Here is a 14,925-nt window from a genome sequence, read left to right as displayed (position 1 = left end):
CTGAAGGTAAACAGTACCAATTGTGGGCTTTGGCAGATGGAGTTCCAGTAGATTTGGGTGTGTTAGACAAAGAATTCGCGGTAACTCCAACGCGTAAAATAGGGGTGAATGAACTGCAAACTTTTGCCATTACGCTAGAAGATGAAGGTGGTAAACCTACTCCGGATCTCTCGCAGTTGTACGTAATAGGTAACGTGAAAGGTTAAATTTCCATTTTAAGAAGTAAATTCTCCCAGGGGGCGACAGCGTACCCCACAGGAACAAAAGATATTGAAAAGAAAGCCCGCACAGCGACAATAGAAGCTGAGACGGGCTTTTTCTTTGAAAATATTTTGGACCGAGGAGTAGAGCAAAGCACCCGATTTTAAGCACTGCTAGAAAGTAATCTATTTAATATAGAACCGAGGTGTGCTTAAAAGGGAGCCAATATCAAATCCAATTCACACAGATTTTACGAAGAAACAAGTCTGAGATCTTCTCAATTTCCTACCTTAAAGGCACGCATTTTTGTTGTCGCACAACGAATCTACAAGAAAGCCTATTGCTGTTGATGAAAATCAACACTTTTAATTATATTTGTTTAAAATTTAAAAATACATACATGTCAGAAGTAATAACAGGATTTGATATACAAGAAGTACTTGATGAATTAGGACTAGAAAAAACAAATTTAGGCGCTTCAACAGGAAGCGTTTGGTTACAGACAAAAGGTGAAGTTTTAAAATCATATTCTCCAGTAGATGGTAAGCACTTAGGTGATGTTACAATGGCTACTGCAGAAGATTACGATAAAGTTGTTGAAAAAGCTCAAGCTGCATTTAAGGAATGGAGAAAAGTTCCTGCACCACAGAGAGGTGAAGTAGTGAGACAGTTGAGTAATAAATTACGTGATTACAAAGAGCCTTTGGGTAAATTGGTTTCTTACGAAATGGGGAAATCTTACCAAGAGGGATTGGGAGAAGTACAGGAAATGATAGATATCTGTGATTTCGCCGTAGGTTTATCGCGTCAATTACACGGTTTAACAATGCACTCTGAAAGACCAGGTCATAGAATGTACGAACAATACCATCCACTAGGAGTTGTAGGAATTATTTCTGCGTTTAACTTCCCAGTAGCCGTATGGAGTTGGAATACAGCCTTGGCATGGGTTTGTGGTGATGCATGTGTTTGGAAGCCATCTGAGAAAACTCCGTTGACTTCTATTGCTTGTCAAAAAATTACAGAAGAAGTATTTACAGATAATGACGTTCCAGAGGGAGTTTCTTCTTTATTAATAGGAGGGGCTGATTTAGGAAAATTAATGGCAGACGATACGCGTATTCCTTTAGTAAGTGCTACAGGATCTACACGTATGGGTAAATCTGTTTCTGAGGCAGTTGGAAGACGTCTTGGAAAATCATTATTAGAATTAGGAGGTAACAACGCCATGATTATTACACCAAATGCAGACTTGAACGTGGTAGTTCCAGGAGCTGTATTTGGAGCGGTAGGTACATGTGGACAACGTTGTACTTCTACAAGAAGACTGATTATCCATGCGGATATCTACGATAAGGTGAAAGATGTAATTGTAAATGCATACAAGCAATTACGTATTGGTAATCCATTAGATGAGAACAACCACGTTGGACCATTAATCGATAAAGACGCGGTGGATATGTTTAACGCGGCGAGAGAAAAAGTTGTAGCAGAAGGTGGTAAGTTGATTGTTGAAGGAGGTACATTAACAGGAGAAGGATACGAATCTGGATGTTACGTTGCACCAGCAATTGCTGAAGCTGAAAATCACTACGAGATTGTACAGCACGAAACTTTTGCACCTATCTTATACTTATTGAAGTACGAAGGAGAGGTTGAAAATGCAATCGATATTCAGAATGGCGTGAAACAAGGATTGTCTTCTGCTATCATGACAACTGATTTAAGAGAAGCAGAACGTTTCTTATCATACGGAGGGTCTGACTGTGGTATTGCCAATGTAAATATTGGAACATCAGGAGCTGAAATCGGTGGAGCCTTTGGAGGTGAAAAAGAAACAGGTGGTGGACGTGAGTCTGGATCTGATGCTTGGAAAGTTTACATGAGAAGACAAACAAATACAATTAACTATACCAAAGAGTTGCCATTGGCACAAGGTATCAAGTTCGATTTGTAAGATATCATATACTAAACACCAAAGAAGGGAGGGGTCATAAGATCTCTCCCTTTTTTGTTGAATCAATGTTTTTTTAGGGGATGTCATTCTTGATAATTGGCAGGTCGTTTTAGATAATTTTTGAACTCTTTTATCAACGTTTATAAGGGGTTGATGGAATATTATGAAAAAAATATTAGGTTAAAAAATCCAGAACTTAAACAGGTGCGTAGATATCACCGAACACTAAAATTTGAAATGATGAAATTATTTAAGCACTATGTTTTGCCAACCTTGGCAATAGGATTAATGTTGGGAGCCACCTCTTGTAAAAAAGACGATATGGACGATACTCCTGATGATACCCCAGACACCCCAACGGAAATGAAAAGTGAAACGTATGACTACAACTTTAACAATGGTCAATTAGTTTCAGGAACTGCATATGCAGGAACGCACATGGACAACTTAACTGCGTCTATGATGGTTGAAGAAACCGGAGATAACACTGCAAAAATCACCGTTACTTTAGAGAATACTGTGGATGGAGAAATGTACATGATTCATGCTCATGATGCAGCAGATCCTTCAACTACGCCAAACGGAACACCTTACAATGAAACACCGAATGCAGCGGTATTTACCCAAATGGTAACAGGTAACGGATCTTCAGTATCAGTTTCGCAAACAGTAGATATGTCTTTCGATGCAATTACAACTTCTTACGAAGGATTCTTTGTAGTACACGATCCTTTACAAAACATCAGTACAACAGATTTAACGACGTACTTAGTATTAGGAACCTTTGCTAGAGCACAAGCAGCTTACACTTTGACTTCTGAAATGTTTAATTACGATTTTAATACAGGGCAAGTGGATGCAAGTTTTGCTTACGGAGGAACACACGCAAGTAACTTAGGAGCAACAATTAAATTACAAGAATTAGGAAGTGGTGCTACAAGAGTTACTGTAATGTTAGACAATACGATTGACGGTGAGATGTACATGATCCACTCACATGATTTTGCTGATCCAACAATGACACCAAATGGAACTCCATACAACGAAACGCCAAATGCAAATGTATGTACTTTAATGGCTACGGGTAACGGAGGAATGGTTGCAGCGTCGCAACAAAGTACTTTATCTATTGCAGATTTAACAACGACATACGAAGGGTTCTTCGTAGTACACGATCCATTACAAGCAATTACGACAACAGATCCAACAACCTACGTGATCTTAGGTCAGTTCGCTAGATAAGATTTTTACAACTAACCTAAAAAGGGGTGTGAGCATAGGCTTGCACCTCTTTTTTTTGTCTTTGAAATTGTACTGGATTTACTTGTGTTTTTTTAATAAAAATTTAGTTCTTAAAAATCTAAAGCTCAGTTGGCTACGTATGTATTTTACAAGTAAACCTTAAGAAGAAATTGAAAAGTAAAGAATACATATTATCGGGAAAGTTAGAAAACTATGTTTTCGGCGCTTTAGGTGTTGAGGATAAGTTAGAGGTGGAAAGAATGTGTGCTTTATATCCAGAAATCAAGCGTGAAAAAGAAAGTATGGAAGAGGCGTTAGCTGCCTATGTTCGTACACTTTCAACACGTCCGCCGGCTGAGATTAAAGCAAAGGTAATGGCGGCAATTCGTCAGCTTCCTCAAGAGAAATTGAATGCGCAGGTGAATTTCCAGACCAAGGATAAAACGAGGTCTCTGGCTACCATTTTATGGGCAGCTTCTATAGCTTTAATTTTTGGGTTTGGTGTGAACCACTATCTAGAAGGGACTCAAAAAAAGGATGTAGAACTAGCGTTTAAAACGGAACAAGAAAAGTTAATCGCTCAACAAGAAAAATATAAACAAGCAGTTTTAGAATTGAGAGATTCTCTGAGGTATGAAAGGAATTATACAGACTTCGTGTTGGATGAATCTACCTCACTAATCCGTTTGAACGGAACAGCCAAATATCCTGAGGCACGGGTGAAATTGTTTTACAATCCTTCACTTCAGGAGTACATTGTAAAGTCGGATAAACTTCCAAAACCTGCCTCAGAAAAACAATATCAATTGTGGGCTATCGTGGATGGTAAACCTTTAGATTTAGGTGTAATGGATAAACAATTAGTGTTGAGTGACAGAATCAATCTGGATTTGGAGGAAGGTTTAGATCTACAAGCATTTGCCATTACATTGGAGCCACTAGGAGGTAGTGTTAATCCTACCTTGGAAGAAATGGTTGTTTTAGGAGAAATAAAAACATAGTATTTGATGCAAAGAAATTTATTAAATTGCATATAGATCAGAAAAATGATGGTCGGGTTCCTTCACCGTGGTGATCTATAGAAGATCGCGTGTTTTGACTGATGATTCTAGAAAAATTAAAAACTGTTATTTCGTGAGGAAATTAATTTCCAAATGAAGGGTAATTCAAATTGTTTTACCCTTTTTTTTAACCTTTTGACAAATCTTGCGTCTATAGGTATACGTGCAAATTAATAACTAGAAATATGAAAAAAATTTACAATGTATTAGCTTTTGGATTTGTCCTGGCTACACTTGGCGTTTGTTTAATGAGTGCTTACCCAGCTACCTCTGGTTTTAAGTACTCGGCGGGACCAGCGCATTCTGGACATGATAAGACGGGGGGACCTCTTTCTAATGGGTCTTGTAGTTCATGTCATGGATCAGTGAGCAGTGCTACCACAACTTCTATTACAATTCGAGAAGCTGCTACAAATAATATTGTTACCGAATATGTCGGAGGAACACAGTATAAAATATCAGTTCAGGTAAGTAATCCGAGTTACAGTCACTTTGGATTTCAAATGGTGGCAACACGTATGCCGTTTAACCAAAATGCAGGAACTTTTGGAAGCTTTTTAACGGCAAATACCCAATTGTCATCATTAGCAGCAAGAGCATATCTAGAACATGATGGGGCGAGTTCTTCAGGTTCTTTTGAGGTGTTTTGGACGGCTCCACCAGCGAATTCTGGAAATGTTACTTTTTACTATAATGCGAATGCCGTAAATAACAATGGTGGTTCTTCTGGTGATGCTCCAGGAGCAGCTTCTTCGTTAGTTTTTCCAGAGCAAGTACCTGTTACAGTTACTTATGCCGCAGATTACTGTACGAGTGCAACAGCAACAACTCCATTAAAAACAGGAACTTCATCAGGTACTTTTAGTGCTAACTCAAGTGATATTACGGTAAACGCCACAACAGGAGAAATTGATATGACAAGCTCTCTACCTGGAACCTATGTAATTACATATACTTACAGTGGAGGTACTATAGATAATACTGTAGTAATCAATCAAAGTTATGTTACTGATGTGGATGTAGATGTTTGTTTTGGAGATTCTTTATTCTTGGAAGGGGATTGGCAAACGATAGCAGGAGTTTATACAGATGCTTTAACTGCTGTAAATGGTTGTGATAGTGTTGTGAATACGAACATGACCGTTCTTCCTCAAGTTGGGTTTGATATAGACACAACAATTTGTCAGGGTGACTCTGTGCTTGTTGATGGGGTTTATGAAAAAGATCCTGGAACTTATACAGAAGTGTTGAGTGCGACAACCGGATGTGATAGTGTTGTAAATTATATTATAACACATGAAGATTATGGAACAACCTTGGCTGTAGATGGGGCGTCGATTGAAATTCAAGCAACAACTGCAACATCATTTGAGTTTTTCGATTGTGATAACGGACAAGTGTTCGACAATAGCGGAAATCAACTATTCCAGGTTCCTTACAATGGAAACTTTGGTGTTCGTCTTTTTGGTCCCGATTGTACATACGAAACTGCTTGTGAAGTATTTACGAATGTTGGTGTTGAGGATAAAGCAGCTAACAATGTGAATGTTTATCCTAACCCATTCAATAATGAGCTTCAAATCGATGGATTGTTTGCAGATGAAACGGTGACGGTTAAAATTTATAACGCACAAGGTCAATTGATGATGGATGTAGAAAAAAATGCTACTTCAGGTCAGTTAACTTTAAGTTTAACGGATTTAGACAAAGGAGTATACTTTCTTCAAGTGGAAGGTGGAGATTATCAATTTGTTAAGCGTCTTTTAAAAGAATAATTGCTTGAAGTCGTAATAGACTATAAAAGAGAGATATCAACATTTTGTTAGCAACGTGTTGATTAATGGAAGTGTCAAGAAGTAAAATACGTTGAATTCTTTTGTAAATTGAGAGGAAACTACTCATATGGCAAAGAAATCAAAAATTTACGTTCTTGACACTTCTGTTTTGCTTCATGATTTTAATGCAATCACCAGTTTTGTAAAAAATGATGTAGCCATACCTATTACTGTTCTCGAAGAATTGGATAAATTCAAAGTAGGGAATGATACTAAAAACTTTTGTGCCAGAGAGGTTATTCGCTTTATCGATAAATTATCGGGAAAATCAGGGTCTTTAATGGAATGGATTCCCCTTGGAAGAGGAAAGGGAAATTTCAAAATAGTCTTGGAAAATCATCCCGACGGTTTGGACGCTGAAAAAATTTATGCGGAAGGGAAAAATGACCACAAAATCATTAACGCTGCACTTTGTTTGAAATTATCCGAACAAAAGGAGGTAGTGTTAGTTACCAAAGACATTAATCTGAGAATTAAGTCCAAAGCTTTGGGGATTACATCCGAAGATTACGAGACCGGAAAGGTGGATGATGTTCAGTTGGATAAATCGAGTTTAGTAACCATAAATCATGTGGAGTCTGACATTATTCGAGAACTATTTCAAAAAGGGAAAATAGAGGAGAATGGATTGTTGGGGGCACAGAAATATGCAAATGGATACTATATTTTAAACAATGGGAAGTCTTCTGCATTGGCGTATTATAATCCCATAAGTAATGAGGTAGAAAGAGTAGAGAAGGGGTTTACGTATGGTATTAAACCTAAGAATGCGGAACAAGCTTTTGCCATCAATGCTTTGATGAATCCAGAAATTAAATTGGTTGTTCTTCAAGGTGTAGCTGGTACAGGTAAAACGCTATTGGCTCTTGCTTCAGCGCTGGAACAACACAAGAAATATCAGCAAATTATCTTGGCCAGACCACTGGTGCCGCTGTCCAACAAGGATATCGGTTTCTTACCCGGAGATGCCAATGATAAAATATCCCCGTACATGGAGCCCTTGTGGGATAACCTTAAGTTCATTAAAAATCAATTTGGTGAAAATGAGCGCAAGCACAGGGCTATTGTTGAAATGCAAGAGGAAGGCAAGATACTAATTACACCATTGGCGTTTATACGTGGAAGGAGTTTGAGTAACATTATTTTCATTATTGATGAAGCTCAAAACCTTACACCGCATGAGGTGAAAACGATTATTACACGTGCTGGAGAAGGAACCAAAATAATCTTTACAGGAGATGTACGTCAAATTGATACACCTTATTTGGATGAGCATTCTAATGGATTAGCTTACTTGATTGATAAGGTGAAGGGTCAAAAGCTCTTTGCTCATATCAAACTAGAAAAAGGTGAAAGATCTGATTTAGCCAACCTGGCCAATGAATTGCTATAAAAGCGATATATTAATACTGAAAAGGCCTCAATACAATGAGGCCTTTTTTTATCTCAATACGTTAATACTTCCGTGATATTCTAAACGTTTATCTGTGTTTAGTTCTCGCACATTTAATTTCCACATATAGGTGCCATCTTTAACAGTTTGCCCGTTGTAGGTACCATCCCAAGCTTCGTTGATGTCTTGACTTTTAAAAACAACTTCTCCCCATCTGTTGTATATGACTAATTCAAAAGAGTAAACATCTATTCCTTCCATGAATACACGCCATGTTGGGTTGAATTCATCATCGTCTGGTGTAAAACTATTGGGAGCATAAATAAGAATTTCAGGCTCTATTTTAACAGGTTTTACCAAGGTGTCTCTACATCCAAAACTGGAAATAGCTACCAATTGAACTTGATATTCACCTTCCTGTCCTTCCGGATAATCTACGGTTAATTCTGTATTTTGACTCGTTCCGGGATCCCCCCCAAAGAACGTCCATTCGTAACTAACTGCATCTGTAGAATGATTTGTGAAATCTACGGTTGGCGAAAACATGTATATAGGTTTTGGACCATAGTCAAAATCGGCAAAGGGAAGAGGGTGTACAACAAGTGTATCTGTAAAGGTTTGTTCTATTACACAGCCAATGGGGGTTGTTATACTCATGGTTACATCATATACCCCCTCCATATAAGTATCCGTTGTAATAGAATTTCCCGAAGGATGGTATTCATTATTACTTATCCACCATTCAATGTTTTGCGTTAATGTAGGGTCAGAAGTGGAAGTAAGTTCGAAAATTGCAGGTTCACATTGCTCTATTTCCAAGGCTGTAAACCCAGGTTGTGGAAGTGGTGAAACATTTACTGTAGTTGAAAATGTGATCGGAGTACTTTCACAAGCATCAGAGATAGTTACATCATACGAAGTTGTGGCGGGCGGACTCACATTTTCAGAACTAAAATTATTTTGAGTATCAGTGGTTCCTGAAGACCAAGTAAAGTCATATGGACCACCAATTCCACCGTTAGCACCAGCCATAAGAGTTGCAATGTCATCCGGGCAAATTAGGGTGTCAGGTGAAATAATACCATCTAGAGGAGGATAATAACTCAGTTGGTATTCTTGCGTGTCAGAAATACATCCGTTTTGATTTTCTGCCGCAACTTTGTAATTACTAGCTACACCTGGAGTTACAACCTGTTGGGGGCCTTGATCAGTTGTGAAATCCCAATGATAAATAAAAGATGTACCGTTGGAACCAACCGCATTAATTGTAGCTGTACCGTTTTCACAAATTGTAGTGTCATTCGATACAGTAACGCCTACCGGTGGAGGGTCTGAAATCAATATGTTTCCACAATATTCACACCCTGCAGCAGAACGTGAACATACATCATACATTCCTGCTGGTAAATTTAACATGAATGAATCTGCTTGATAGGTAAGTCCATTATCAAAACTATACTCTGTTGCTCCAGGATTATCTACATGAATTTCTCCGGTGGCTGTTCCTGCACAAAGCGGGTCAACTCCAGTGAGTGTTTGTTGATAATTTTCAAATGTAATATTGATACTATCTGTGGCATAGCAAATCGGACCAAAAACGATATCGTCCAAAGCAAAATCATTACCACCTACAGAAGTGTTTTGATTGGTTATACAGAGTGTTGCGGTCGTAGCATTTCCAGAGTTCCACGTGTCTGTAAATTGTTGCCAAATACAACCAGTGGTGTTGGTATTAAATACTGACCCGATTTGTACACCGTTAATGAAAAATTGAAGGTTACTGACATTGGTGCTGTTCAATACGTTCATCGCCCAACAAGAAAAAGCATAATCTGTATTCGGGGTTATATTATTTACGGTTTGACACCATACATTGCTATTCGGAACACTTGATCCGTTCACAATAAACATATTTCCAGTTCCCGTTGTATGATCACCGCAGTTAAGGAAGTTGTTGTGTGTTAAAGATGGCGAAGTTGAAATCATGTATTCTCCTTCATTAGACAAAGGGCCCCATGGACCTCCTGAAGCTGTGTTGTAGTCTGTATTAAAACCAGTAACACCAGATTCGAAATCACCATTGACAATTAAATTTCCATTGGTTTCCATTACGGTTACAGAATAGGTGCCAGTAGAGTATGCGATAAGATAATCGTTGGTTGTACCATTGTTCCATTCATAAGTTTGGAAATTCCCTCCCGCATTAATCGAATAAGGTGAACTACATAAAACAGTATCGTTTCCTAAAGAAAAATTCTGAATGGCAGGACTACATTGCCCCAAAACAAGTTGAGGAATCAACATTAAAAGGCACGAGCTTATATAGAAGAAAGTTTTCATAGTTTGTAAAAGCATTCTATGTTAAAGTTACGGATTTATTAGTAACAATGCCGGGTATGTATAAGTAAGACGTGAAGAATGCTGAGAGGTTGTTCTCGCTGAAAGTCCGTTTTAGGGCTTTCTGGGCGCGCGGACAAAGTAGAGACAATTCATACTTTGCCAATTAACAAGGTGTTAATTTATATGGTTAGATGTTATTTAATGCTGTAAGTAGACCCTTTCTACGCGCTTTGAAATACCTGTCATCAATTCATAAACAATGGTTTCACTGGCTTTTGCTAAGTCGAAAATGTCATTATTATCACCGATGATTTCCACGAGGTCTCCCTTTTTACAGGTTATATCTGTCACATCTATCATACACATATCCATACAAATGTTTCCAAGTGTATGAACTTTTTTTCCTGCTAAGAAAAACTCACCCTTCCCATGGCCTAAAACTCTGCGTAAGCCATCAGAATAACCAATCGGAAGTGTTGCTATATGCATCTTTTTATTGGCTGTAAAACTTTGATTGTAACCTACGGTTTCTCCGGCCTCTATTTCTTTGATTTGAGAAATGCGAGTATACCAAGATAAGCTGGGTTTTAATCCATTTTGATGTGGAATATATCCATACATTCCTATCCCTAATCTTACCATGGAATATTGGTATTCTGGGAAATTGAGTATGCCCGATGAATTCAATAAATGATAGTGGATGTTTGCTCCTAATTTATGATCGAAAATATCCTTGTATTGGGCAAATCGTTTCGCTTGTTTATGTGTAAATGAACTTGCAGCGTCATCTGAACTAGCCAAGTGAGAGTATACAGATTTTACAGTGACCTCGGGTTGTGCCTGAAGAAGTTCAAACAATCCCTCTAAATCTTCTTCAGAGAAACCTAGGCGATTCATTCCTGTTTCTACCTTAATATGAATGGGGAAATTCGTTTTCTTGAATCGAATCAAACTTCTTATAAATGCCTCCAGTTGAGGTAAGTCAAAAATTGCAGGTTCTAGGTCGTGTTTAATAATTTCTTGAAAAGCGCTTTCGGAAGTATTCATGACCATAATCGGACTTTGAATTCCTGCTTTACGCAAATCAACACCTTCATCGGCATAGGCAACACCTAGATAATCAACACCGGCACTTTCTAAAAGATGTGCCATTTTTACATCGCCAGATCCATAAGAAGATGCTTTCACCATGCACAATAATTGCGTGTTATTGTTGAGTTTGCTTCTGAAAAGTTGAATGTTTTCTAGTATAGCTGATTGATCTATTTCTAACCAAGTGTCGTGCTTCTTTTCCTTAAAATTTTCAATTTCTTTTTTGATGAAACTCCTTCTTTTTGCTTTGAATAAAATGGCGGCATTTTTTATATTGTCTAAAGCTTCAGGAATTATTTCATCCTTCAGAAAATATACTTCATCCAAGGGGAAGTTATCCATAAAAGCAACAACTTTTTCTTGTTCATCTTTTGATGAAAGAGTAAGGTCAATCACAGCTATTTTTTGCTTTTTTTCCTTAATGGATAAAAGGTAGTTTAAAGCTTGTTCCAGCGCATGTAGGTCCAACGAGTAAGTATCATTGATTAATAGGTTGTCATTCTTCCCTACTAATATTTCCATTCGAGAAGCTACCGTTGGTAGTTGTTTCACGAGGGGCTCCATATCTTCAGGTTGTCGTCCTAAGAATAATGCACATTCTATACAGTTTTCAAGGGTAGCTTTGAAGGGAGTTGCAGCCATTGCGGCTAATGCTTTTGCAGGTTGACTCGGGTATTCAACGTTTATTTTAGAACGTCTGAAAGGAGAAGCGTATTCTTCTTGAGCAAATACAAAATTGGCATGCTTGAATAGTTTTAATTTTTCCTTTACATGCTGTTTTTCTGATTCAAAGTTTTCTTGATGAGCAGCACCAATTCCTGTGAATATACCTAAAGTTGGATCTACAATGTCTTCCAAAATCTCCATTTCTCCAGGTTCAGAAATTCCAACCTCAATAATGGCGAGGTTATGTTCGTGACTCATTTCTAACAAACTCAAAGCAACGCCGAGTTGCGAATTGTAGCTTTTTGGACTTCGAATGATTTGGTAATCATCCTTCAAAAGCGAATACAACCATTCTTTGGCCATGGTTTTACCATAACTTCCGGTAATAGCGATAACCGGATAAGAAAATTGCTCTCGGTGTTTTTTTGCTAATGTTTGCAAGGCCTCCAAAGTGTCTTCAACTTTAAGAACACAAGCATCATGAGGAAGATCTACATCTTCTTGAACTACAAAGCATCTAACTCCTTTATCGTAAGCATCTTGAATATATACATGACCATTGTCTTTTGTTGTGTGAAGAGCAAAAAAGGCCAAGTCATCAGCACCGTAAATTCTTCTTGTGTCGTAAGCAATCCCCTTTATTCCTCCGTCTATTTGAGGTGTTTCTTGGGCGTAAAGTAGGTCTGCTAAGTCTGCGTATGTATAATTCAAGTTCAATTTCTACGTTTTTATAAGAAGTACTCCCTCTATACGAAGGATTTGGGTGTAAAAATACGGAAAGATAAGTCATTAACTCCTTTATTTTAAGAAGTAAGCAACATTCGAAAATGACTTAGGAATACATTTTGTGTGAAATGATTAACATTCTTCTTTTAAAACTCCCTTCAATCTCTTCTAAAGTTGAAAACATAATAGTTAAATTTGGGTACTCTTAAAAAGTGGGTGTAAACTTTCTTTAGCTCACTGGGAATGAACGATGTTAAACTTGAAAATTAAAACCGTGGATACACAACAAGAAATACTTCAGAGATTAAATGCTTTAACAGAGCAATTGCAAAATGGAAAATTGAACCAATTGGAAATGGAAGAACTCGTTCAGTTGTCAAGAGAATTCCACGAAAGATGTTTGATTTTGCGCTACAAAGCTTTGGAACAAAAGGTGTATGAAGCGCAAGGTAAAGTTGTGAATACTCCAGTAGAAAAAGAAGTTGTTGAAGAAAGTAAGCAGGAAGTAGAAAAAACAGAAGCTGAAACTACTCAGGTCATAGAAAAAGAAGCACCGAGTGCGTCAGAAGGAATGATGTTTGACTTTTCTACACCCACTGAGGAAATCGAAGAGGAGAAAGCAAACTTGAGTTTGAATTTTGATGAAGCACCTGCTGAAGAGAAGGTAGAAGAATCATTAGGACAAAATTCAAAACCTGTTGCTCAGGCGCCAAAAGAAGTGGCTCCAGAACCAGAAGCTCCTAAGGAGGAAGCGCCTAAAAAGGAGATTACAAAAGTTACTATAACACAACCCGAACCCATCAATACTTTGAATAACCCTGTGCATAATCAAGGGAGTTTTTACGATAGGTTTAACAGTAACGAAGACAATTCTTTAGCCTCTAAATTTGGTGCTACAAAGATTGCTTCATTGAAAGAAGCTTTTGGGTTGAATGATAGATTGCAGTGTATCAACGAATTATTCGAAGGGAATAAGGATAAATTTGAATCTACCTTAAATACACTAGATAACCTTGATTCTTACGCAACTGCTAAACAGCAATTAAGCGAAGTTGCCGTTTCGATGAATTGGGATTTAGACAATGAAGTGGTGACGGATTTTGTGAAAAAAGTTGAAAGAAGATATGCGTAATTTCATCTTACTTATTGCTACTTTATTTTTGGGTTCCCTCGCTTGGTCTCAGCTTGATGAGGCAAGACGTATAACCCAAGATTTGTGTAAACCTGAATTTCATGGAAGAGGTTACGTTAACCAAGGGGACGTAAAAGCGGCGCATTACATCGCTGGTGAATTTGAGAAGATTGGTCTTGAACCACTCGATTCGTCTTTCTTACAGGCTTTTAATTTACAGGTGAATACCTTTCCGAGTTCAATGGCAGTAAGTTATGGTGAAAAACAATTGATTCCGGGGAAACATTTTATGGTGGATGCCCATTCGCCTAGTTTTGACGGACAACTTGTTCCGGCTGTTATCGATACCAATATTCTTAAAAGTCAAATTCAACTTCAAGATATTTTTGAACAGGTACAAAAGGAAGAGAAAAATGCTTTTCTCATTGATACAAGAGGTCTTTCAGCCAGAAGAGAACGAGAAATTAGAGCGAATTTAACAGGACTCTCAGCCTATGCACCCGTGGTGATTTTAACGCACCAAAAATTCACGTGGTCTGTGGGTAGGAAACAATACAACAATATTGTCATTACCCTGCAGGATAGTGTTTATCAGGAAGGTCAAACCCTTCGTGTAAATGTAGATGCCGAGCTAATTAAAAACTATACAGCGTACAATGTAATTGGGCAAGTAAAAGCAAAAAAGAAGACGAAAAAGACCATAGTTTTTACCGGTCATTATGATCATTTGGGGAGAATGGGAGCTGATACGTATTTTCCAGGGGCTAACGATAACGCCTCGGGAACGGCTATGCTGATAACTATGGCCAAGTATTTCAAAGAGAACCCTGCAGATTATAATATTGTTTTTATTGCTTTTGGCGGAGAGGAAGCTGGTCTGGTTGGGTCCGAGTATTTTGTAAAACATCCCCAGCTGAAATTGAAAAAAATTAAATTCTTACTCAACCTAGATATTATGGGGTCTGGTGAAGAAGGAATTACTGTGGTAAATGGAACGGTCCATACTAAAGCTTATGAAAGTTTAGTAGCCATCAACAATGAACATGGATATTTAACTCGTATTAAGAAAAGAGGTCCAACCCAAAATTCAGATCATTACTTCTTTAGTTTAGAAGGGGTTCCAAGTTTCTTTATATACACCATGGGACCGAATAAACATTATCATGACGTTTTTGATACCTACGAAGAATTGAGTTTTAATGAGTTTGAAGATATTACAAAATTGCTCATTAGATTTGTAGAATTACGCTAAGATTACAACCAGAAGTGAGTTGACTTCT

10 protein-coding genes are annotated in these 14,925 nt (G+C 37.8%); 8 read left to right on the top strand and 2 right to left on the bottom strand.

All coding sequences use genetic code 11. The annotated features are described in order from the left end of the window. The 6 genes from R3333_RS00600 to R3333_RS00575 all read left to right on the top strand — a co-directional run. Window positions 1-206, top strand: a 206-nt coding sequence (locus tag R3333_RS00600; RefSeq protein WP_318956633.1) for an anti-sigma factor, incomplete at its 5' end; no start/stop codon positions are given. Between the two features lie 395 nt (window positions 207-601). Next, the gene (locus R3333_RS00595; RefSeq protein ID WP_318956632.1) at window positions 602-2,158 is read left to right on the top strand and encodes an aldehyde dehydrogenase family protein; all 1,557 of its coding nucleotides are present in this window, start codon (window positions 602-604) and stop codon (window positions 2,156-2,158) included. A 237-nt stretch (window positions 2,159-2,395) separates the two neighbouring features. Beyond that, window positions 2,396-3,400, top strand: coding sequence for a hypothetical protein (locus tag R3333_RS00590; protein ID WP_318956631.1), 1,005 nt, complete (start codon window positions 2,396-2,398; stop codon window positions 3,398-3,400). A 170-nt stretch (window positions 3,401-3,570) separates the two neighbouring features. Further along, complete coding sequence (locus R3333_RS00585; protein ID WP_318956630.1) at window positions 3,571-4,401, top strand: anti-sigma factor; 831 nt, start codon at window positions 3,571-3,573, stop codon at window positions 4,399-4,401. A gap of 245 nt (window positions 4,402-4,646) precedes the next feature. Continuing rightward, entirely contained in the window at window positions 4,647-6,236 is a 1,590-nt protein-coding gene (locus R3333_RS00580; protein ID WP_318956629.1) for a choice-of-anchor V domain-containing protein, read from the top strand. 127 nt (window positions 6,237-6,363) lie between these two features. Next, entirely contained in the window at window positions 6,364-7,689 is a 1,326-nt protein-coding gene (locus R3333_RS00575; RefSeq protein ID WP_318956628.1) for a PhoH family protein, read from the top strand. A gap of 48 nt (window positions 7,690-7,737) precedes the next feature. Here R3333_RS00575 and R3333_RS00570 read toward each other — a convergent pair whose 3' ends face one another. Together R3333_RS00570 and alr are read right to left on the bottom strand one after the other, a co-directional pair. After that, the gene (locus R3333_RS00570; protein ID WP_318956627.1) at window positions 7,738-10,029 is read right to left on the bottom strand and encodes a gliding motility-associated C-terminal domain-containing protein; all 2,292 of its coding nucleotides are present in this window, start codon (window positions 10,027-10,029) and stop codon (window positions 7,738-7,740) included. 198 nt (window positions 10,030-10,227) lie between these two features. After that, entirely contained in the window at window positions 10,228-12,498 is a 2,271-nt protein-coding gene (gene alr / locus R3333_RS00565; RefSeq protein WP_318956626.1) for an alanine racemase, read from the bottom strand. Between the two features lie 289 nt (window positions 12,499-12,787). Here alr and R3333_RS00560 point away from each other — a divergent pair, with 289 nt between their 5' ends. Next, complete coding sequence (locus tag R3333_RS00560; protein ID WP_318956625.1) at window positions 12,788-13,645, top strand: hypothetical protein; 858 nt, start codon at window positions 12,788-12,790, stop codon at window positions 13,643-13,645. Then, entirely contained in the window at window positions 13,638-14,897 is a 1,260-nt protein-coding gene (locus R3333_RS00555; RefSeq protein ID WP_318956624.1) for a M28 family metallopeptidase, read from the top strand. The genes R3333_RS00560 and R3333_RS00555 overlap by 8 nt, the downstream gene beginning before the upstream one ends. Window positions 14,898-14,925 lie beyond the last annotated feature (28 nt).

It is taken from the genome of Lishizhenia sp. (genome assembly GCF_033720595.1).
GTDB lineage: Bacteria > Bacteroidota > Bacteroidia > Flavobacteriales_D > Crocinitomicaceae > Lishizhenia.
The sequence above is the reverse complement of the archived record's forward strand: the minus strand, read 5'-3'. Positions and strand labels throughout refer to the sequence as shown.

Coding starts and splice junctions, on each gene's coding strand:
- R3333_RS00595 (WP_318956632.1), top strand. CDS start 602: ATGTCAGAAGTAATAACAGGATTTGATATACAAGAAGTACTTGATGAA.
- R3333_RS00590 (WP_318956631.1), top strand. CDS start 2,396: ATGATGAAATTATTTAAGCACTATGTTTTGCCAACCTTGGCAATAGGA.
- R3333_RS00580 (WP_318956629.1), top strand. CDS start 4,647: ATGAAAAAAATTTACAATGTATTAGCTTTTGGATTTGTCCTGGCTACA.
- R3333_RS00575 (WP_318956628.1), top strand. CDS start 6,364: ATGGCAAAGAAATCAAAAATTTACGTTCTTGACACTTCTGTTTTGCTT.
- R3333_RS00570 (WP_318956627.1), bottom strand. CDS start 10,029: ATGAAAACTTTCTTCTATATAAGCTCGTGCCTTTTAATGTTGATTCCT.
- R3333_RS00555 (WP_318956624.1), top strand. CDS start 13,638: ATGCGTAATTTCATCTTACTTATTGCTACTTTATTTTTGGGTTCCCTC.